Below are 18,849 nucleotides of genomic sequence, written 5' to 3'. Positions count from 1 at the left end.
ATCCGGTGCGCGGTGTATGGAATGAGTATGGAAAACGGGGGGAATTTCCGTCTTTCCATTTCTACTTCACAACAAGCAAAATAGTCTGAAAAATTCGGCCCCATAGGTGCCGGGGATGATATACTGCGATGATGAGGTGCCTGATCTCGATAGTAGCGAACCATCAGCATCGTAATATGCAGAAGTGGATGTGCCCATCATTTCATTTTTGCAATCCAAATAGAACCGCACTTTGCTCTCTCGATAAGCGACTTTTTGATTGCGCTTATGATAGCCTCGAATCCAAAATGATGGATTCTTATTTTGAGCGTCACGAGCAGCTTTCAAATCTTCAGCGCGAATAGCATAATCGTCAATTAGACCGGGATCGTATACATTAATCCAAATCGTTCCGTCCGAAGTTATATCAAAACCATGTGGTGAATTTTCGACTACCCAATCAAGCCATGGACTATCTGTTTGAGCAATAGCCGGGGCCGCCATAGACAACGCTAAAACCGTAAATGCTCGTATCATTTCACCCCCTAAAACGAATAGATTATGTGATTACTAGTAGGATGCAATCGCTCGGACAATATCCCTCAAGAAATTTGCCGCCTCCTTGGTCTCACTGGATCGCCCGCCATGCTTTCCAAGCGTTGCGATTATGCTTCGCCTCTAAGGCAGTTTGTCACTACAAGAATCAGATGGCAATGGCCTTGAAAATTAGTTGCGAGAAATTGATGAGAATCTTTTTTAGTCTTTTGGCGGCTTTCGTGCTTTGCCTTCCGGCGGGTTGCAAAAATCAGGATGAAACGCCGACGGGTGTTGAACCGGGTGAGTGGATCAAAGACAATCCGCCTGCGAGTGAAGCTACTTGGGCAAATGTATCAGAACTTCTCTGCAAGCCATCGGTTTTGGATATTTGCGGTCCAAAAGAATGCAAACCAAGTGAACCTAAGGCCTTCGTGGTATGGAAGCCATCGGTCAATGAATATCAACGATGCGATGACTCAGGATGCGATACATACGCACCCCGCGTAGCCTACTCGGGATCATTCACAAATATAGCGTTGCCAGAAAATGGTGTATTATTTAAGGTTTCAACAGATCGAAATTTTGTTGAAATTGCAACAATGATGGACGCGACCTTTGTGTATCGTGGCAAATGCGAACCACGTTAAATATTTTAATGGGGTTTCAAGCGTTACAATTGCCCTTGGGAGCACCAGGATTAGTCCCGCCGTGCATCCTGCAACGCTTCTTGCCCAGCACGGCTGGGGATTGGCAGCAAGATTAAAGAATGGCATGTTGCTAAAGTCAGGGGATAGATATGTTCTTTCGTTCTTTAGTTGCAGCATGGCTTTTCGTCAGCCTTCAATCTTGTACGTACCGACCAATACCCGCTGACGAGGTGGTCGAAGCTAACGTTGAACTTCCAATAGGCTGGCTGGCACTTGCTGAGCAAGGGGATGCCGATGCCCAACGCAATCTCGGCCTCATGTATGACAATGGCGACGGTGTGCCTGAAAACGACATTGAGGCGGTGAAATGGTATCGGCTGGCCGCCGAGCAAGGGGATGCCCTCGCCCAATCCTATCTCGGCCTCATGTATGCCGATGGCGAGGGTATACCTGAAAACGACATTGAGGCGGTGGAATGGTATCGGCTGGCTGCCCAGCAAGGGCTTGCCCAAGCCCAATACAATCTTGGCGTCATGTATGCTAATGGCGAGGGTGCGCCGACAAACGACATTAATGCCTATGCATGGTGGTCATTGGCAGCAACCCAAGGCCATGAAAGCGCCTCTGAAAACAAGGGCATTATTACAAAAAGAATGACCCGCCAACAAATTGCCGAAGCACAAGCCTATGCAACGCGATGCTTCGAGAACGATTACAAGGGCTGTGATTGAGGCAAGCTGGGCAGCATAGTCAGTTATCCCCACACTGCTTCGCAACAACGGTAAAAGCCTTGAGCCGAGCAGCAGCCAGCTTCGTCTCGCTAGAATAGCCTCCATGCTTCCAAGCATTGCGGTTGCCCAGTGGAGCGCCCGGATTAGTCCCGCCATGCATCCTGCACCGCTTCCGCCCCTTCACCGCTGGGGATTGGCACGCCGTTCCCCTGCGCGTTTTGGCTAGGCAGCGCGTTGCATTCGCCAGCCTTTCCGGTTGCATGGGATTGTACGGCTGATTTTGCATTTACATTAACCCCGGTGTGATTGTGGAAGTGATCGGCAACCACGGCTTGCCCGCCTTCATTGACGTGGACATGCCGCACGGTTTGCTCTCGCGGCTGGTGCAGCTTGGCCAACGAATCAACCGTTGCCCGGCAGTTTGATTGCGCTCTCAGTGCCAGCCGCATGTAGCGATCCGCCGCGTCAGGATAACTTCCCATGTTGTTTGCCGACCGCCGCGCCAATTCGGTGAACATCGTATCCAGCGTAACAGCTTGAGAAGCGAGCAACCGGCTGGCCACTCGCATATCTCCAGCTTCGGCCTTGGCGACTGTGGATTGCAATGCCTCCGTGCTGGCCATCATCGATGGCTTGTTACCGTCACCAAAAGCCTGAGAGGCAAAACTCATTGCAAGGTTCGCATGGCGAATAACGGGGTCGAGTGATACCCGCGCAAATGAGGTGCCTTCAGCCTCCCCCGGCTCTGGTGTTATCTCCAGCACATGGGCAGCCGTCGTTTTGGCCGTTTTGCTTGTCTTTTTTGTCATGATGCTACTCCCAGTCCCCGCGCCTTCGCGCCAATGTTTTGTGATATTCCGCAACGCTTGCCGATGACACGACCGCCTGGTTCATGCGCACGGTCGATGCCAAAGGCATCCAGCACGGCTTGCGGCGCGCCTTTGCAGCAGTAGCCAAACGCTACCTCCAGATTGACCGAATGCAATTCAGGGTTGCCGACTTCCAACCCCAGCCGCCCGCCAATTGGCTTGCTATGGATCACGCGCTTCCGATATTTTTTGGCGGTGATACGGCTCAACCAGCCCTTTTGTAGCGCGGTCAATCGCTTGACATGTTCGGCCGGAACATGAGCCAGCAAGTGACAGTGCCAACCTTTCCGGTCACCATTCTCATGCACCCAAAGCCAAGTGGTGGCACTGCCATGTCGCGCCAGCATCTTGGTCATCAATCCAGTAAAGCTCCCCGTTGCCCATGTCATGCCCGTTATTGGCACCCCAGCCGCCTGCCAGTGGATTGTGATCATCCGGGTAAAGGGAAGCCCTATGGCAGCCGCGTGGCGCTCAGCGGCCCTTAGATTGGCTATTTGCTCGGTTGTTAGTGCATGGCTTTCACGGTCGGCACGGTTGCGCGCTCCACCTCTGCCAGCGCTGCTAGGCAAATTGGCTGCCACACCTATTCTTATATAGTTAACTGCATGAGGCGTGCCATTTTCTAGCGATGGCTGTTTTCCAGCTGTTTTAACAGCTAGCGAACCAATTGAAACTTCACCGAATCCACGAAACGGTGAAGTTTCAAAAGTGCCGCCATACCGGGCGCAATCACTTTGCTCTGGCATAGCGTCGGGCATCATGCAGCGATCCAGACAATTGCCTGCTTGCCCGTTCTATTCGGCCTGCGCTGCCCGCTGTCACGGATTAGCCCTTTGCGCTTCAGTTCCGTGGTGCGCGGTTGGATTGACCAGCGGTCCATGTCCAGTCGTGCAGCAAGTTCATCGGCGGTCAGGCCAAGCCAGCCAGCATCGCAAATTTCATCTTGTGCCATGCGTTGGAGCCGCCCTAGTTTTGGAGCAAGCGCAGCGGCAGCGGCAACGGATGTGTCCACGTTCCGGTGGCCCGGTGCATCGGGATAGGTGCTCATCGCTCGCCTCCCTTTGCCAATGACGGCAAACAATTGCGGTCCAGAAGTTTCACCAGCCAGTCATGTTGCTTTGCGCTTAATTCAAGCGCTACGCACACATGGCCGAGAAAGCCCGCTGTCTTGTGCGGCAGGTCCGGGAATTGCGATAACAAGGCAAGCGCTGCCGTGCGATGATTTGGGAAGTTTTGCTCAGTCATTGCGCAGCTCCCCAAAACAGAGTCGCGAAATATCCCGCGCCATCGAAGGCGACAGGCAGAAACGGCAAGCAAGCATTTGCTCCCGCGCTTCCGATGCGGTAAGGAAAGGTTGCGACAGCCCACCATAGCAATCGCGCGAAGCCCGGGGTGCCAGCCCCGGGTTTTGCATTTGTGCTTTCATCGCTCATGCTCCCGCTCGATATTCGGGAAGTGCGGCAAGATATGCTTGCAGATCAGCAAACGAAATAAGCGTGCGCCGCCCTGCCTTTCGAGCTGATAAATCACCACGCTTCAGCGCTTCGTAAAGCGCACTCCTCGACATGCCCGAAAATTGAACTGCTTCGGGCAAGGTTCCGTAAGCTTTATTTTCCATTGGATATAATCCTGTGTTGCCGCCCGCGTTAATTGCGGACACACAGGGATATGCCTGCAAACGTCAGCTCGCTGTTACGGCCACTCTCGGATTTTTTTGAGGCAGAGTATCTGAATTATAATCCGGGAATAAAGTCCGCAGCAAATACTGTCGGTTGAGCGCCGTGGATTTTCCTCGCATCCGATATGATACTTTCAAAATCAGGAATATCGTCTTCGTCAAAAGCAAGCGCGGCAATGCGTTGGTAGAAGTCACCAAAAGGCTTTATTGACAGTTTATCGGTCCGATAAAATGCAAGATATATCGGAGCGAGGCATAGCGCCCTAAAAATCCGAATCTCTCGATGTTCTTTTTCGGTCCATCTTGGTTGCTGTGTCGGGATTTGCCGAGCACCACGCCTTAGCCATTGTGATAGCCAATCCAATTCTTTCAGCGCGGACCGAAAGCGGATCATCTCGGCTGGATCACCGTAGCTGAGTCCATCTATTGTAGTGCCACCTTCTCCATTCCAATTCAAATGGGCAAAGCGCCACAGCGCATCCTCTCCTTCGTGCGAAATACCATCGAACATAGCCAGCCAAAGTTTACCTGCCCTCTTACCAAGATTGTCCAATTCCTTCCGTGTGTCAGTGTTGCTTTGCCTATTTGGACCATCAACCTCAGCCCTTATTGATAGGCCCAGAGCACGACGAATTGCCATCCCAAGCCATTCAAAATCTTTTCCGTTTGCGCGCGGCAATGGGAAATGTGCTAACTTGTCGCTCAAGCTATCGGCGGTAATATTTGGGAACGCATGTTCATGGTGAAGGAAACGGTTTAACTCTTCGTCATTGGTAAAGCTCATCTGATTGCACCTCCCCTGATTCCCGCTAAAGCGATAGACCCTCTAACGCCTTCGTTGCCGCATCGCTGGCAAGGTGCCCGTAGTGGCGCTCAATCATTTCCGCGCTTGTCCCTGAAATTTGCGCAATTGTCAGCAGGGGAAGCCCGGCACTAACCAAATCTGTAATAGTGCTATGACGCAGCGTGTAAGCGGTTGCACCTATCGGCAAATCCGCTGACATTACGGCCTTTGCAATAGGTAGTTTCCAACTATCTTTGTTCCAAGGCAGGCCATTTTTTCGCATAAAAAGTGGAGCGGTTGGAAGCTTGTCGGTCATTTGCGCCGTTAACAGCTTTTTCGCATCGCTTGGCAATTGGATGCGTCGTGGCTTGCCGGTTTTGTCTTTTCCGATGGTCAGTTCCGCCGTGCGCTTGTCAAAATCTCCGACCGTGAGCGCAGCCAGAGCGCCGGGACGCAAGGGTAACAAACATAACGCCCGAACAAACGGCGCGGCTTCCGCGTCGATATTCTCCACAAGCTTCCGCCGTTGACTCCGATCAAGATAAAGGGTTCGCCGTCCATTCGCATTCGGAATCGACTTCAATGCTTCCTGCCATGCGGCTTCGCTATTGGGCGCTCCGGGGGACAAAACCTTGGCTAGCGCCGCCCGCAACACTGCCATATCCCGATTGACTGTTGAGGGCGCACGGACACGAACCCGCCGCTCACCTTCTTTGCGACGGCTCACCAGCGACGGCCGCGCTTCCAGCCGCTCGCGCCACTCTTTGACATGGCGACGGCGCAGCTTATCAAGCTTCACCTTTGCGATAGGATCACTGTAAACATATCGCCCGAAACGCTCATCAGCTTCCGTCCGGCTTGCTGCATAAGCACGGCAAGCATCTGCAACGGTTTCCAGCTTGGCGCGAATTTCGCCTCCAGCTTCAATCAATTCAGCCAGCGTCTCAGCTTCTTTTTTCGCCGCCGCAAACATTTGGTTGCCAGCGAGCGTTCCGAAGTCGCCAAGTGATTTGACGCGATACTTTCCGGAATCCTCATCATAGGCGCGGGCGATCCATGTTCCCTTGCCGCCTCGCTTGGACGGACGAAAGCCAAGAAAGCAGCCCGTGCGAAGCCGCTGCCAATGCGGCTCGCGTTGCGCTTTGAGGCGCTCCCGTAATCCCACTTTGCTTAAATCCAAAGCCATGGCTGACAGCCCTTTTCCATTTGTATGTAATCAGTATGGAATACAATGGAGGATGGAACGGGACAGTGCAAGACTATAAATCTATGTTTTACGGGACTTTCACTGTCCGGTCATGTCCACGATTATCACTTATCCCTGCACTCCGAAGGCAGAGGTCACAGATTCGAATTCTGTCGGGTGCACCACCAACCTACTGAAAAGAAACAACTTTTTCCGAAACTCCAAATTCCACTTGGACCGGACTTGGGTGCAACTTGGGTGCAAAGTCGATCAGGGCGTGACCGAGGTATACTCCGATGTCAGCTAAAGTATCAGCTATTTTCGCCTGTGCTTTGGGGAATAAGCCTCGGGCTTCGACCATTTCGTCTTCTACCGCAGCCCAAATTACAAAAGCCAGAGCTCAGAAACCTCAAGCAACCAATCCAGATCAGCAGCGGTTTGATTATTGACCAGAGCCCGTTTCATTTCATTAGCAGACTCTAGCTTTGACCTAATCGAATGTGGTCATTTATCATCGCCCGATGCCTTCGGAAGCATTTTGAGTGGAGAATCCTCAGTTGAGTTTTTGGGGTCGCGGCGGATAGACCATATTAAATGGCCCATGCCAGACAGTAAAAGACCAAGTCCTGCCAACGCGTATGGATCAATGGAAAAGGTCATGCAGCTTCTAACTCATAATTGACCAGAAGTGGTCTATCATAACGTCCTTCGGCTACATCCTTTGCCAGTCGCTCGTATGCGTCCAAATATTGCTCAACACGACTTCTACGTTTGGCATAAGTCATACGCCGACCTGGTGTGTCAGCCTCAACAAATGGTTTGGCCACTCCCATTACAGCTGGCGGCTGCATGTGCGCTGGAAACGCCACAATAAGATCGCCGTAATATTGTTCGGTAAGATAAGGCATTTCGCTGGTCAGCAAGGCTGACACTTCCATCACTTTACGGGTCAGTTCCGCTTCGGCATTCGGCGTGAAAGTGGATGAATAGAAAACGGACGGGTCTATTGGGAATAAAGGTTCAGCATCGTCGGCATTGCTATCAAAAACCCAATAGTCGAAATATACAGCGTTTACTTTTTCAAGGAGACGCAGGCGATCCCAGAAACTTTCTGGTTCCTCATGCTCGTTCAAATATTCATATCCAAACCCCTCACCAAACGAAGTGCAATTAATCATCGGCAATGCCCAGATCGCGTGAGTTCCAATCTCGCTGATTTTGCGGGCTGATTGCTTATTGTTGAACTTTTTCAGTTTGGATGCTGGCAAGCCAAAGGTGCGGTCTAGTTCGATACCAGCGTAGGTTTCAATAAAAAGCTTAAGAGCCAGTGGATCGCCAGTCTCCTTTACTCGGCGAAGCATAGAGTTCTCTTTGGCCAACCCGGTCACAATCTGATTGGGTAGAAAAATCGGATTTTCGTCTTCTGGATCGGCTGGGTTGCATATCTCGTATTGAGGCTTGAGGCGTTTAGACTCTTCAGTGTGAGTGATGAATTTCGACTCAATCAACTCTTCGATAGCCTTTTTCGCACGTGGCTTTCCGATGCCTACATGATCTTCACAGGCTTTGGCCGACCATTTAGTCAGTTTGTGATCGTTCCCTGTCCCTACGAGCAAAACGATGTAAGCAATGACCAAGTTCATTCTGTTTTTTGTAGGAACCGTCCACAGCCGCTTCCATTCGCTTTTATCAATGACGCAAAAGTTGCTGCCCCGTCCTTTTCCCTTGAGCAGCTTCTCAGACTTTAATGTTTGCTCTTCTTCCATTTTGGGCACACCGATTGAGTTTATCATCATTGATAGATCTCGGTGTAAATGACCCTATCAAGGAAGTCAAGTACTATCAAGGTTATCAAATAAAATTGGACTTAATCAAGGATCATCAATTAACAGCCGATCCAGTGCATGCGTAACGGAAAACAAAACTCTTGATGAAAGTTGATAACTCTGCACCGAGGATGGCCAGTCAGAATATTGCCCAGTTGTAGCCACCATGATCGGCTACATTAGTTATCTACCGAGTTTCTTCTGTGAAAAACTATAGACGGCGCTGGCTCGGTATTTCGCGTTTGAAGTTTGATCCTATCGCCGCAAACAGACATGCGCCCAACAGCAATCTGGCCACTGGCATAAATGCAATATCTCGACCTGCTAGAACAAGACCGATACCATCATCAATAGTTCGGTCTGCCACTGGTTCCGACTTGGGTGCAAATCTCGGTAAAACTAAACATCTGTTGTAGCTTCACAACCATTTAGAAACCCGGAGTCAACTAAGAAACTTGGGTGCAACCTGGGTGCAAACCACCTCATATAACGCGTTTCTGCGGTTTCTAAGGGTTCTAAGCCTATAATCTATGCAGTAAAACTGGCAGAAAAGCGTAGTTAAACTGACCTCCGAAGGCAGAGGTCACAGATTCGAATTCTGTCGGGTGCACCATTTTTCCTATATATTTCAATGCCTTAATACATAATGCGATTTCATAGACGTAATAATTTGCACATTTTAGCTATGTGCAAGAGTCATATAAAAATATGTGCTTGCTACCGGGCCGATCGCTAGGAAATGATCACCGGATTTTGGTGATTCGAGCTAGCATTTTATCGGTGCAGATGCGGTGTTCGGTGCGGGTTTCTATAGCGGTTAACAGCCAGTAGATGGGCTTCTTGATCTCTTCAACAAGAGGATATCGAAGGCAGCCCCCACTAGAACTTTGGCAAAGGCCCGAACGGGGATTTTGTAACAGCTCCTCTCCCTCAAAGGAGGCGTCGCCTGCCATAATCTTCGGCAGAAGGCTTAGCCCAGATTGAATGTTACCGGTACCAAAACCACGGCTTCTATGGGTTGCCCTGCTTGCTGAGCTGGTACAAATCGCCATTTCTTCACCGCATTGAGCGCGGCTTTATCGAGCCGATCGTGTCCGCTGCTACGCTCGATCGAAAGGGTTTTGGCAAGGCCTGATAAGGTTACGACAACCCGCAAAAGTACAACGCCCTGTTCGCGGGCCTTGCGTGATAGATACGGGTAGGCAGGAGCCGGGTTATTCAACTGGGCAGCATTGAAGTCAGGCGGCGTAATGGGCACAACAGGCGCGGTCTGTTTAACTGGTGCCGTTGCCACAGTCGTAGCGACCGCCTTTGCAGGCTGCGGTGCAGGCGTGGGCGCTACTTTGATAATCGCCGGTGCCTTAAGTACAATTGTGTCCGGAGCCAGTCTTTCTTGGACCTCAAGTGGTTCTGGTTGGGGAGGAGACGGCGGCATGGGTTCCGGTGGCTGCTGGCTTAACGTCAAAACTTCAAGACTGTTCGACGGAGGCCGCTTAACGACTGCATAACCCGTGCTTAGCAGCACGGAGGCGGCAACGACATGAAGTGCTGTTGTAATAGCTACCGCGCTCCAGTTCCGTTTTGCGCCATAACCCTCTTGTGAGGGTATATAAATTGCTTCTTTCGACATGATACCAGCTGCCCTTGCATCGGTAACGCAGTGGCATGATTTCGTATGAGCCAATTCCCCTCCACATCGACAAGCCGGAATATTGACCGGCTCCAACCGGTTCGTGAACGCGGCAATCTTTCCATCACCCGACACAGCGAGAGGATGTGGCGCGCCAGGATCAACCGGCGCGCCATCTGTTATTGAATCGCGAGAAATAAAGTCGGCCATATCAGAGGTCTTTATTCCTTTTTGCGACTAATGTTGCAAGTCATTATCAATGAGCGGCATTTTTGTCCGCCCGATTTGGATCCTAATAACGCACTGCTACGGTGAGGAGAGCCTGACGGCCCGCGCCAGGTACTGCAAAATGCGGGTTGCGCGGCTTGATAATGTAACGCTCATCGGTCAAATTCTGGATGTTGGCGCGGACCGAGATATTATCTGTTGCCTGAAAGGCTGCCGTCGCATCGAAACGCCAGTAATCGGGCACGGCGATAAGGTTGCCGGTGTCGGCATAACGCTTGCCGGTATAATAAGCACCGCCGCCGAAGCTGAGACGATCAGTAACCGTGACGTTAGACCATAAGCTCAGATTATGCTTTGCGGTGTTGGGAAAGCGATTTCCTGCATCGCCATCTCCGCGGATTTCGCTATCAAGATAGACATAGCCGCCAGAGAGGGAAACGGGGCCAATCCGACCTGCAGCGCCGAGTTCAAAACCATCAACACGGCGTGTTCCCGGAATGATTTCTATCTCGCCGAGGCCGGTATCATTGCGTACATTGTCCGTATCCGTGCGGAACAAAGCAGCGGTCAGGCTCAATGCTCCGTTCAGGGCATCATATTTGGCACCTACTTCATAATTGCGGGTAATCTGCGGATCATAGGTTGCGCTTGTTCCGTTAATGGATTGCGAACCTTCGCCTACATCTGAACCAGGAGGTGTGGCACTATCGGCAAAGCTTGCGTAAATGCTGGCGTTCTCAACGGGCTTGAAGATGACGCCGGCCTGATAGCTCCAGTTGCTGGTTTTATTTTCAGCTTCATATGGCACGCCACGGCTCGTGCCTTTGGCGCTTACATCAAATTGCTCCCAGCGCACGCCGAGATTAACCAGCAATTTTGGTGTGATGGTGATGGTGTCAAAACCATAAAACCCAATGCTGTCGGCGCGTGTCACGGTTGGCGTAGTGCTTGTTTCAATAGAGCCGTTCCATGGATCGTAGGGATCGGGATTATACAGATCGGTACAATTATAATTGGGCGATCCGATTTCAGACGCAGGGCAAGTGCTATCACCGGTGGCGACAACATATCCTAGATTGGTAGTTTTTGCCGTGCTCAATTCTCCCCCAAATGCAACGCTGTGTGAAATGCCGCCAGTTTTAAACTCTCCGGATACACCCAGATTGCTGACAAGCGCATCGTTTACAGAATTACGACTTTTTACAGCGCGCCAGACCAGATCATTGGCAACATTACCGGCGCTGTCATCCGGATTGGTCACGATATAATTATCTCTGGCATGTGACCATCGGTTGATATTGGTAATCGCCCAGCCGGAATCAAAAGTGTGGGAAAATTGGAAGGTGACGGAATCGACGTCGGTTTCCTGAAAGTCACGGGATACCAGACCGTAGAAATTGTCATAATCGACATCAGCTATGACGCGTGTACCATCGGGCACGCCTGTTCCGTCTAGCTGCAACCTTGATGTATAAGGAATGCCGTAGTCCGGAATACCCTTGGTTTCATAATGGTAATAAGACAATGTGGCGACCGTATTGGTTCCGAGGCCCGCCGATATGGATGGCGCAATGCCCCATCTGTCATCATAAATGGCGTCGCGGCCTGCTACATCCGAATCATGCCACAGACCATTCACGCGGACACCGATCGTGTCAGTGATCATCTGGTTCACGTCTACTGTAACGCGTTGCAAATTGTCTGTTCCTATCGTGGCCTGACCCGCGATAAAGCTCTCGGCCTGCGGTAATTTACTGACGATGTTGATTGTGCCGCCGGCACCGCCACGGCCACCAAATGCACTATTGGGACCTTTGAATACTTCGATACGCTCAACAGCAAAAGTTTCGCGTGTTTGTGAGCCCACGTCGCGCGCGCCATCAACATAAGTGTCGCTTGTCGCATCGCCGCCGCGGATGAAAGGAATGTCGGCCGAAGCTGTGCCGCCTTCACCAGCACCAAGAGTGATACCCGGCACATTGCGCAGTGCTTCCTGAAAAGAGAAGGATGCGCTGTTTTCAATAACGTCACGGGTGACAACGCTGACGGTGCGCGGCGTGTCTATGAGCGCAGCGGTTGCTTTGGGCGACTTGATCGCGTCGGCTTTATAGCCGTCATCGACAGTGGAGTCGGTTACGACAACGCCTTCTAATGTTGTCGCCTGATCCTGGGCTGCCGCAGGGGCTGCCACGCATATAATTGCGCCAACGCAGCCTAATGCAACATAGCTGGTTGATCTTTGGGCCAGATTTTTCTGATGATTTTGAGAAAGCGTCATTTTCGGTTTATTCCCCTATTCAGACTCGGGTTCGAGTGAAGGGGCCTTTTTGCGATTAATTCGCAATAAGTCAATGGTAATGAGAACAATTATCATTAACGGGAGTTGAATAACTCTAACCTATTAAATTTATTTGGTAAAAATCTACGAGTCAGCCCATCTGCGCAGCAGATTATGATAAAGATTCGTAAGATCAACGACGAGAGGATCGTCTCCGCCCTTTTCCGCGCTCAATTGCTGTATGCTTGAGTCCAGCCGGAACAGGTGCTCGCGGGCCGCATTTTCGCGCACCATGCTTTGTAACCAGAAGACACAGGAAATGCGGTTGCCGCGGGTTACGGGCGTTACGCGGTGCAGGCTTGATGCCGGATAAAGCACCATGTCGCCCGCTGCGAGCTTGACCTTATGTTCACCGAACAGATCTTCGACAATTAACTCGCCGCCATCATATTCATCGGGATCGGTCAGGAAAAGCGTGCAGGAAAGATCGCTGCGGATCCGTACGTCTGTGCCCCGTACTTGCCGTATCGCATTGTCGACATGATTGCCGAAAGTTTGACCGCCAGCATATCGGTTGAACATGGGCATATAGACCTTGAGCGGCAAGGCTGCGGCTACAAATTCCGGAGTGCCGCCTAGTGCGTCCATTACCAGAGCGTTGGCTTCGTTGGCGGCGTCACTGCCTTGCGCAATCTGTTCGTTCTTTTTGGCAAGAGCGCTTTGATGGCCCGATGTCTCATTGCCGTCGACCCACGGGCCGTCGATAATGGTCGCGCGGCACTGGTCCACTTCTGCGCGGGTTAACACATTTTCTATCTTGAGCATCATTGGCCGCTTTCCTCTTCTGTCCCGGCGGCATAAGCGCGCCATGTATCGCTATAAAAAGCTCGACCCTCGGCAACCAGCTTTGCCGCGAGGCGGTGACGATTTGCAAAGGCTATGCCTCGCTCCTGCCCCAGGACTGCGATGGCAGTGGCAAGAGCATCGGCCTGCATACAATTCGGGTGTAAAACCGATATTGTAGATAAGGAATCTGCTACCGGTTGGCGCTGCTCAGGAGACAGGGTGTGCGACCAGCTCTCTCCAGCGGCGTATCGGCGGCGCAAATAATGGCCGGTGGTCGCGATGGCCCATCCGCTGAGCGCAATGCGGCTCACAAGGGGATCATCTACGTCTGGCGCATTTTCTACATCGACCCACCATGGCTCGCCATTGCTCTGAACACCTGTCGCACGCAGTTCACCGCCAATTTCAACCAGCGCGTGTGTAATCGCTCGCTGCCGGAGAACTGCGATAATATAATCGACCGCAAAGCCCTTTGCGATAGCAGAAAGATCAAGCTTCAAACCGCCGGGTTGGTAGATCTGATCGCCGGATTCTGAAAAGCTAATATCCTTCCAGCTATGGTGTCTTGTGGAGTGGCTTCCGGTGCGGTCGGTCGTTGCTTGCGGCTTTCGGAGGGGCGGGCTGCTTGCGCCAAACCCCCATAGTTCGCTTAACCCGCCTATTGCAGGGTCAAATGCCCCTTCACTTGCAAGGGCTATGTCGCAGGCGCTTTTCAATACTGTGCGGAACTGCGGCGAAATAATATGCCAGCTGCCAGCTTGCGCGCGATTAAAAAGGCTGATTTCCGAGTTCGGCTCCCACTGACTCATCTGGCCAATAATCACGCCAAACCCTGCCTCTAAGTTCCTACGTAAGCCAAAAAGATCATGGGAGGAGGGCAATATTGCGGTCACCGCCCATGAGGTCCCCATGGTGTCACCGGCCAATTGCACAGTTTCACCATGGGGGTCTGGCCTCAGTTCCATCGGATCTATTGCCGGTGGCAGCAATATCTCGATAGCGTCATCAACCTGCGGTAGGGCGTTGCTCGGGTTCAAAGTGGCAAGAATTCCAGAACCGCGGTGTAAGACGCACGATTGCTCTGGATTTTGGGGTCGGCAACATTATCCGAGCTGCTGCTGGCTTCGAGATAATACATACCCGCTTGCGGAGCGAGCACCTCAACCATGCCATTTGCATCCGTCGTCAGCTTGCTGTCGCCTGCTGTGTCGCGATAGCGTGAACCGCCTTCTACCCATTCAATTTCAATTCCCGCGGCTGGTTTTCCGTCGAGCAGGAATTTGAATTGTGCGGGCTCGCCGGCAACAAGATCATTAGGGTGGGTAATAGGGATAAGCTCCAGGCCAATGTTCGTCGGGGTAAGCGCGGTTAGCGTAGGCTCGCCCAAGGTAGCAAAAGTTTCGGTTCGGCTGGCAACTTGTGAAATCTCGACATCGGTTGCCTCTGCCGGGATGGCCGTTGCCAGTTCGCTCAGGCTACCGCGCCATCTTTTGCGCTCTTCACCCAGTTTATAGACGCCCATGAGCCCATTGTTGACCAGCGCGATGCGATAGGTGCCTTGCTGGGTGAGGGGCAGATCAAAGCTGCTACGATATTTGCCTGATCCGATAATTTCGGTTTTCGCGGTTTTGCCGTCGGGACCGGTCACAATCAGGTCGTTGAGGCCAAGGCCGCGATGCTCGAAAATAAACAACTCGTTTGAGGCGGCGGCATCGACAGTTACCAGCTCGGACTCGCCGGAAAGTACTGTGGATGATGGCAGAAGCCAGCGGCGATGCGCATCAGCGGGCGTCGCGGCCATGGTAATAAGCGGAACTAAAAGCGCGAGGCCTGACAGTTTTCTTTTAATTGACATAATCTTAGGTCCTTATTTTTTAGGAAAAATGAAAGATTTCAGGGTTTGATCGACAGACTAACGGCGCCCAGTTCAGATTTACCTTTGGCAGAAAGGTTGAGACTGCCTTTGCCAGACCATGAGAAGGGTATCGTCACCATCTCCCGGCCACCGACTTCCCGAGCGGCTTCGACCCGTAATTTATATGCCCCGGCCTTTAGGGTCCCGAGTGGTTTTCTGCCATTTGTGAGGGTCACGCGATGGGTGCCGGGCGCTTGCGTCGGGCCACTTATGCCTTGCGCTGGCATAGTGGTGCTGCGACCGGCCTTGCGCCACCACCCGCGCAGGTCGGTCAGCCATTTACGGCCATCCTCGCCCTTAAGGTCCACATCATAGGAAACATTTAGAGTCGCGACGGCTTTACCAGCGGCGTCTTCAATCCAGATCGCCGTGTAAGGCCGGTGATATTCCGCGACAGTCATGCGGGGGATCGTATAGCTGACGGTCATTTTCTCAGCCATGGCGGGACTGGCAACCAGCAGAGCAACGCCGCCAAAAGCGAGGGTTTTAAGGGGGGGGATATAGGTCATGATGATCCTTTAACTATGCATAAATAGTGCGATGAGCAGCATCGGAATGACGAGGCCTGCACCGACAATGGGCCAAGTGGAAGGGCGATGGCGCGCATGGAGTTGCAGAAGAAAGAAGCCGGTCAGGCAAAAAATCACGCAAGCACCGGCAAAAATATCTATGAACCATGACCATGCAGCGCCGGTATCGCGGCCTTTATGGAGATCGTTCAGCCACGACACCCAGCCACGGCTTGTCGCTTCATATTCCGCGGCACCACTTGCCCGATCTATAGCGATCCAGCCATCGCCGCCCGGGCGCGGCAGAGGAATGTAAACTTCATCTTCACTCCACTCGGCAGTGCGGTCGGCCACGCGCTCGCCAAATTCCTGATTTATCCAGTCGGCAAGCTGCGGTGGGACGGCGCTACCGGCTTTGCCGTTATATCCTTGTATGAAATCAGCGAGACCCGGCGTTAGCGTGCGCGTCACATTTTCGGTTTGGACTTGCCCCTCTATTGCGCCTGCATGATTGAGGGTAATGCCGGTAATAGCAAATAACAGCATACCGATGAGGCAAATCGCGCTGCTCATCCAATGCCATGTATGGAGTTGCTTGGCCCAGAAAGGCGAAAGACGCTTTTTGCGTTTTGGTGGCCGGGAGCCAGAAATCTTGTCATGAGCGTCATCTTGCGGGTGGCAAGGGAGGCGCTGATCCGAGACGGTCTTGGAAGCTATTGTTTCAGCACTACTCATCTACGAAGTCCCAGGGGTTGGCCAAAATTAAAGGGGGGCGCGTGACCCAGAATCGAAAAACGCGCGCCGCAATTTCACGAGCCGTGCATTTGTCGTAGTTGCGAATGAAAATCAATAGTAAATAGCCGGAGTGCCAAATCTGGATGGTTTTTCTATCCGTTCTGCAAGAGGCGGCGGGGATATAGCTTGTTGTTCCGGTCGATTATCTGGACTGTGGCGCTTGCGCCCAGTCAGCTTTCAATAACCTCGGCGGCGGCGTAGAATACGGGGTGTTTAGCCTGATCGTTCCTCCCGCCGCCACGGTCACACTCTCAAATTGAACACTTTTGTTGGCGACAAAACGATAGTCGCAAGCAATAGTTTAAACCCGCTACAAGCCGTCAACCAGCGACCATCACCTGTAAATTCAACGAACACTCTGTTGCTGATTTTTATCCTTCGCTGTCCAATTAATGCCACTTCGGTCCATTGAGACTATGTCTGAACAGCTGCAGCAGCTGCAGCGAGCGCACATGCCCCTAACAATAAGCCAATCCGCAACGGTGAACCATTTTCACCAAAGTGGATAATACCAACAACGATCATTGTTAGAGGAATGACGCCGGTCATAAGCGGGATTAGACCAGAAAGCGGAACTCCCGACTGTATCATGCGTGACATCATAAAAAGATTGAGGGTGAACAGGCTAGCGCAAAACACTGTCGGTCCAAATTTTGTGAACCCCATAGTCAAAGGCAGGGCAATCAGCGCCGCCACATTGGCGATGACCGCGACAAGAAACTGCGAAACTATAGGGAGGGTCAGGTTGCTCATTTTAATATCTTTCAGCAGATAATGTCAAAAATTGAGGCTGTTGGTCGAATAGGCGAATTATATGCTCGGAGGTGCGCTCGTCCTTTTGGGGAGAACAAGCGGACCGACTTGAATGGAATTCGACCTTGTCTTCGGTCGGCCAATTTCCGGGCTGTGCTCTAAAGCCAGAATTTAATGGCGACATGACCCCCAGATTGGCCGCAGCCGGCAACATCAGAACTTGTAAGAGATATTGAATCCTCCGGTCCGCGGCGCGCCATATTGATTCGTCCATCCGGTGCTCGTGTTGAGCGTCTGTGTCCGGTAGGACTCCGGACGAGCAGGCATTGCTATCAACTGGCGGCGGCGTAAGGCGATGGCACTTCTCGCCAGTCGGCATCCTTGCTGACCATCCCTTCGAACGAAAACAGATCCCTGTTATAATAGCCCTTTGGTGGAGCCTCGTTCGTGGCATCTTTAACCTGAGACAGCATAATTTTGCGGAACTCGAAGATCGCTCGGTCGCTCGAGCCGAGCTTGTCATCACTGCGATCGGCGATGGGCCCCATGGATTCCCACATCGCCATATCCTGGGTGGGGATACCCTTGATACCCGTGAAATCGCCCGCTTTCATCGCTGCACGATCCTGCTGATAATTGTTGTTGATATTGCGGACTTTTCTGAAAGTGACCGGGTCGACATCAACGCCGGGAATGGCGTCACAGAATTTGCGCCACGCATCCGTCGATATCCCCTTTGTTTCATGCCAGGCGATCCAGTAAAACATACAATTCACATCGTCGATCGGAACCAGCATCTGGATCAGATTATATTGATCCGTCGGCGGAATCATCACCGTGAAAGGGGCGATAAACGAAGTGGTCCGAACATAATCCTGCTTTTCTGCATCATGGATCGGCTTGCGGATAGCGGCATAGCGAAAGCCGTAAGGCGTGCGCTCTATTTCAAGGCGCGGAGATTTATCCGCCGACGGGCGGAGCCATTGGCTGTCCGTCGCGGTCGAGTTCGCAACATCGACCGCGGTCGGCATATTGGACGAATGCAGGCTACTGCTATGGGCGGAATCTATTGATCCTTCGAGTACCTGGGCCCAGTTACACTCGGCATGTACTTTGACGATAGCGATCTTGTCATCAGGCGCTTTCGTCCAAACCGGTGGATCAAACGGCAACGGATGTTCGGGGTCCCCCATCCATGCCCAGACAAAGCCGCCAGCTTCGCACGCCGGATAGGAACGCGTGCGCATCGAATCGCGCAATTTGGCATCGACCGGCTCCGACGACATATCAACCGCCTGGCCATTCACGTCGAATTTCCATCCATGGTAAAGACAGCGCAATCCGCATTCCTCATTGCGTCCAAATGCCAAGGACGCCCTTCGATGCGGGCAGAGTTCGTCCAGGACTCCGATGCGCCCACCGGTATCGCGGAACACCACCATATTTTCACCCAGCAAGCGCGCTCGCAGCGGCGTGCAGTCAGGCTCCGCGACTTCTTCACTCATACACACAGGCATCCAGTGACGGCGCATTATTTTGCCCATCGGCGAGTCGCCTTCCACACGGCACAGAAGATCGTTTTGTTGAGGTGTCATCACAGTTTCCAAAATTATATTGGGGGGACGCTATCATCCACTCCGTAATTATTGCTTCTATAT

At 52.1% G+C, this 18,849-nt stretch carries 20 protein-coding genes and 1 tRNA gene; 3 read left to right on the top strand and 18 right to left on the bottom strand.

Features of this window, described 5'->3' with window-relative positions; genetic code table 11:
• Positions 1-66 precede the first annotated feature (66 nt).
• On the bottom strand, positions 67-516 hold the full coding sequence (locus AAC060_RS03120) for a surface-adhesin E family protein (protein ID WP_339822796.1): 450 nt from the start codon (positions 514-516) through the stop codon (positions 67-69).
• Between the two features lie 176 nt (positions 517-692).
• On the opposite strand from AAC060_RS03120, the gene AAC060_RS03115 reads away from it, so the two are divergent.
• Both AAC060_RS03115 and AAC060_RS03110 read left to right on the top strand, forming a co-directional pair.
• Positions 693-1,163, top strand: a complete 471-nt coding sequence (locus AAC060_RS03115; RefSeq protein ID WP_339822794.1) for a hypothetical protein — start codon at positions 693-695, stop codon at positions 1,161-1,163.
• 149 nt (positions 1,164-1,312) lie between these two features.
• Complete coding sequence (locus AAC060_RS03110) at positions 1,313-1,894, top strand: tetratricopeptide repeat protein (RefSeq protein ID WP_339822792.1); 582 nt, start codon at positions 1,313-1,315, stop codon at positions 1,892-1,894.
• 143 nt (positions 1,895-2,037) lie between these two features.
• Here AAC060_RS03110 and AAC060_RS03105 read toward each other — a convergent pair whose 3' ends face one another.
• The 8 genes from AAC060_RS03105 to AAC060_RS03070 all read right to left on the bottom strand — a co-directional run bounded on the left by AAC060_RS03105 (position 2,038) and on the right by AAC060_RS03070 (position 8,207).
• A complete protein-coding gene (locus AAC060_RS03105; RefSeq protein ID WP_339822790.1) occupies positions 2,038-2,703 on the bottom strand; it encodes a hypothetical protein in 666 nt (221 codons plus the stop codon).
• Positions 2,700-3,344, bottom strand: a complete 645-nt coding sequence (locus tag AAC060_RS03100; RefSeq protein ID WP_339822788.1) for a hypothetical protein — start codon at positions 3,342-3,344, stop codon at positions 2,700-2,702. The genes AAC060_RS03105 and AAC060_RS03100 overlap by 4 nt, the downstream gene beginning before the upstream one ends.
• Positions 3,345-3,520: 176 nt before the next feature.
• Positions 3,521-3,811: a hypothetical protein gene (locus AAC060_RS03095; protein ID WP_339822786.1), complete on the bottom strand. Its 291-nt coding sequence runs from the start codon at positions 3,809-3,811 to the stop codon at positions 3,521-3,523.
• Complete coding sequence (locus AAC060_RS03090) at positions 3,808-4,008, bottom strand: hypothetical protein (protein WP_339822785.1); 201 nt, start codon at positions 4,006-4,008, stop codon at positions 3,808-3,810. The genes AAC060_RS03095 and AAC060_RS03090 overlap by 4 nt, the downstream gene beginning before the upstream one ends.
• 184 nt (positions 4,009-4,192) lie before the next feature.
• The gene (locus AAC060_RS03085; RefSeq protein WP_339822783.1) at positions 4,193-4,381 is read right to left on the bottom strand and encodes a helix-turn-helix domain-containing protein; all 189 of its coding nucleotides are present in this window, start codon (positions 4,379-4,381) and stop codon (positions 4,193-4,195) included.
• A gap of 115 nt (positions 4,382-4,496) precedes the next feature.
• On the bottom strand, positions 4,497-5,225 hold the full coding sequence (locus tag AAC060_RS03080; RefSeq protein WP_339822781.1) for a hypothetical protein: 729 nt from the start codon (positions 5,223-5,225) through the stop codon (positions 4,497-4,499).
• A gap of 25 nt (positions 5,226-5,250) precedes the next feature.
• Positions 5,251-6,411 carry a tyrosine-type recombinase/integrase gene (locus tag AAC060_RS03075; RefSeq protein WP_339822779.1) on the bottom strand — a complete coding sequence of 387 codons (1,161 nt, stop codon included), beginning with the start codon at positions 6,409-6,411 and terminating at the stop codon, positions 5,251-5,253.
• A gap of 656 nt (positions 6,412-7,067) precedes the next feature.
• Positions 7,068-8,207 (bottom strand): hypothetical protein, encoded by a 1,140-nt coding sequence (locus tag AAC060_RS03070; protein ID WP_339822777.1) that lies wholly within the window; start codon positions 8,205-8,207, stop codon positions 7,068-7,070.
• A gap of 562 nt (positions 8,208-8,769) precedes the next feature.
• On the opposite strand from AAC060_RS03070, the gene AAC060_RS03065 reads away from it, so the two are divergent.
• Positions 8,770-8,850 (top strand) — tRNA-Ser (locus AAC060_RS03065).
• A 357-nt stretch (positions 8,851-9,207) separates the two neighbouring features.
• On the opposite strand, the gene AAC060_RS03060 is transcribed toward AAC060_RS03065, so the two are convergent.
• From AAC060_RS03060 to AAC060_RS03020, 9 genes are all read right to left on the bottom strand, one after another.
• Positions 9,208-10,077, bottom strand: a complete 870-nt coding sequence (locus AAC060_RS03060) for an energy transducer TonB (protein WP_339822775.1) — start codon at positions 10,075-10,077, stop codon at positions 9,208-9,210.
• 82 nt (positions 10,078-10,159) lie between these two features.
• The gene (locus tag AAC060_RS03055; protein WP_339822773.1) at positions 10,160-12,373 is read right to left on the bottom strand and encodes a TonB-dependent siderophore receptor; all 2,214 of its coding nucleotides are present in this window, start codon (positions 12,371-12,373) and stop codon (positions 10,160-10,162) included.
• A gap of 144 nt (positions 12,374-12,517) precedes the next feature.
• On the bottom strand, positions 12,518-13,201 hold the full coding sequence (locus AAC060_RS03050; protein ID WP_339822771.1) for a Fe2+-dependent dioxygenase: 684 nt from the start codon (positions 13,199-13,201) through the stop codon (positions 12,518-12,520).
• Positions 13,198-14,130, bottom strand: coding sequence for an FAD:protein FMN transferase (locus AAC060_RS03045; protein WP_339823784.1), 933 nt, complete (start codon positions 14,128-14,130; stop codon positions 13,198-13,200). The genes AAC060_RS03050 and AAC060_RS03045 overlap by 4 nt, the downstream gene beginning before the upstream one ends.
• 122 nt (positions 14,131-14,252) lie before the next feature.
• The gene (locus AAC060_RS03040; RefSeq protein WP_339822769.1) at positions 14,253-15,074 is read right to left on the bottom strand and encodes a DUF4198 domain-containing protein; all 822 of its coding nucleotides are present in this window, start codon (positions 15,072-15,074) and stop codon (positions 14,253-14,255) included.
• Between the two features lie 38 nt (positions 15,075-15,112).
• The gene (locus AAC060_RS03035) at positions 15,113-15,643 is read right to left on the bottom strand and encodes a DUF2271 domain-containing protein (RefSeq protein WP_339822767.1); all 531 of its coding nucleotides are present in this window, start codon (positions 15,641-15,643) and stop codon (positions 15,113-15,115) included.
• 9 nt (positions 15,644-15,652) lie between these two features.
• Positions 15,653-16,378 carry a PepSY-associated TM helix domain-containing protein gene (locus AAC060_RS03030; protein ID WP_339822765.1) on the bottom strand — a complete coding sequence of 242 codons (726 nt, stop codon included), beginning with the start codon at positions 16,376-16,378 and terminating at the stop codon, positions 15,653-15,655.
• Between the two features lie 474 nt (positions 16,379-16,852).
• The gene (locus tag AAC060_RS03025) at positions 16,853-17,191 is read right to left on the bottom strand and encodes a hypothetical protein (protein ID WP_339822763.1); all 339 of its coding nucleotides are present in this window, start codon (positions 17,189-17,191) and stop codon (positions 16,853-16,855) included.
• Between the two features lie 332 nt (positions 17,192-17,523).
• Positions 17,524-18,786 carry a Rieske 2Fe-2S domain-containing protein gene (locus AAC060_RS03020; RefSeq protein ID WP_339822762.1) on the bottom strand — a complete coding sequence of 421 codons (1,263 nt, stop codon included), beginning with the start codon at positions 18,784-18,786 and terminating at the stop codon, positions 17,524-17,526.
• Between the last annotated feature and the right edge of the window lie 63 nt (positions 18,787-18,849).

Source organism: uncultured Parasphingorhabdus sp. (assembly GCF_963975555.1).
GTDB lineage: Bacteria > Pseudomonadota > Alphaproteobacteria > Sphingomonadales > Sphingomonadaceae > Parasphingorhabdus.
The sequence above is the reverse complement of the archived record's forward strand: the minus strand, read 5'-3'. Positions and strand labels throughout refer to the sequence as shown.

Bases quoted from the DNA above. Each gene is read 5' to 3' on its own strand.
- AAC060_RS03095 (WP_339822786.1), bottom strand. From the start codon at position 3,811: ATGAGCACCTATCCCGATGCACCGGGCCACCGGAACGTGGACACATCC.
- AAC060_RS03085 (WP_339822783.1), bottom strand. From the start codon at position 4,381: ATGGAAAATAAAGCTTACGGAACCTTGCCCGAAGCAGTTCAATTTTCG.
- AAC060_RS03025 (WP_339822763.1), bottom strand. From the start codon at position 17,191: ATGAGCAACCTGACCCTCCCTATAGTTTCGCAGTTTCTTGTCGCGGTC.
- AAC060_RS03075 (WP_339822779.1), bottom strand. From the start codon at position 6,411: ATGGCTTTGGATTTAAGCAAAGTGGGATTACGGGAGCGCCTCAAAGCG.
- AAC060_RS03070 (WP_339822777.1), bottom strand. From the start codon at position 8,207: ATGATGATAAACTCAATCGGTGTGCCCAAAATGGAAGAAGAGCAAACA.
- AAC060_RS03045 (WP_339823784.1), bottom strand. From the start codon at position 14,130: ATGGGGACCTCATGGGCGGTGACCGCAATATTGCCCTCCTCCCATGAT.
- AAC060_RS03055 (WP_339822773.1), bottom strand. From the start codon at position 12,373: ATGACGCTTTCTCAAAATCATCAGAAAAATCTGGCCCAAAGATCAACC.
- AAC060_RS03035 (WP_339822767.1), bottom strand. From the start codon at position 15,643: ATGACCTATATCCCCCCCCTTAAAACCCTCGCTTTTGGCGGCGTTGCT.
- AAC060_RS03115 (WP_339822794.1), top strand. From the start codon at position 693: ATGGCCTTGAAAATTAGTTGCGAGAAATTGATGAGAATCTTTTTTAGT.
- AAC060_RS03050 (WP_339822771.1), bottom strand. From the start codon at position 13,201: ATGATGCTCAAGATAGAAAATGTGTTAACCCGCGCAGAAGTGGACCAG.
- AAC060_RS03030 (WP_339822765.1), bottom strand. From the start codon at position 16,378: ATGAGTAGTGCTGAAACAATAGCTTCCAAGACCGTCTCGGATCAGCGC.
- AAC060_RS03060 (WP_339822775.1), bottom strand. From the start codon at position 10,077: ATGGCCGACTTTATTTCTCGCGATTCAATAACAGATGGCGCGCCGGTT.
- AAC060_RS03020 (WP_339822762.1), bottom strand. From the start codon at position 18,786: ATGACACCTCAACAAAACGATCTTCTGTGCCGTGTGGAAGGCGACTCG.
- AAC060_RS03105 (WP_339822790.1), bottom strand. From the start codon at position 2,703: ATGACAAAAAAGACAAGCAAAACGGCCAAAACGACGGCTGCCCATGTG.
- AAC060_RS03080 (WP_339822781.1), bottom strand. From the start codon at position 5,225: ATGAGCTTTACCAATGACGAAGAGTTAAACCGTTTCCTTCACCATGAA.
- AAC060_RS03110 (WP_339822792.1), top strand. From the start codon at position 1,313: ATGTTCTTTCGTTCTTTAGTTGCAGCATGGCTTTTCGTCAGCCTTCAA.
- AAC060_RS03040 (WP_339822769.1), bottom strand. From the start codon at position 15,074: ATGTCAATTAAAAGAAAACTGTCAGGCCTCGCGCTTTTAGTTCCGCTT.
- AAC060_RS03120 (WP_339822796.1), bottom strand. From the start codon at position 516: ATGATACGAGCATTTACGGTTTTAGCGTTGTCTATGGCGGCCCCGGCT.
- AAC060_RS03090 (WP_339822785.1), bottom strand. From the start codon at position 4,008: ATGACTGAGCAAAACTTCCCAAATCATCGCACGGCAGCGCTTGCCTTG.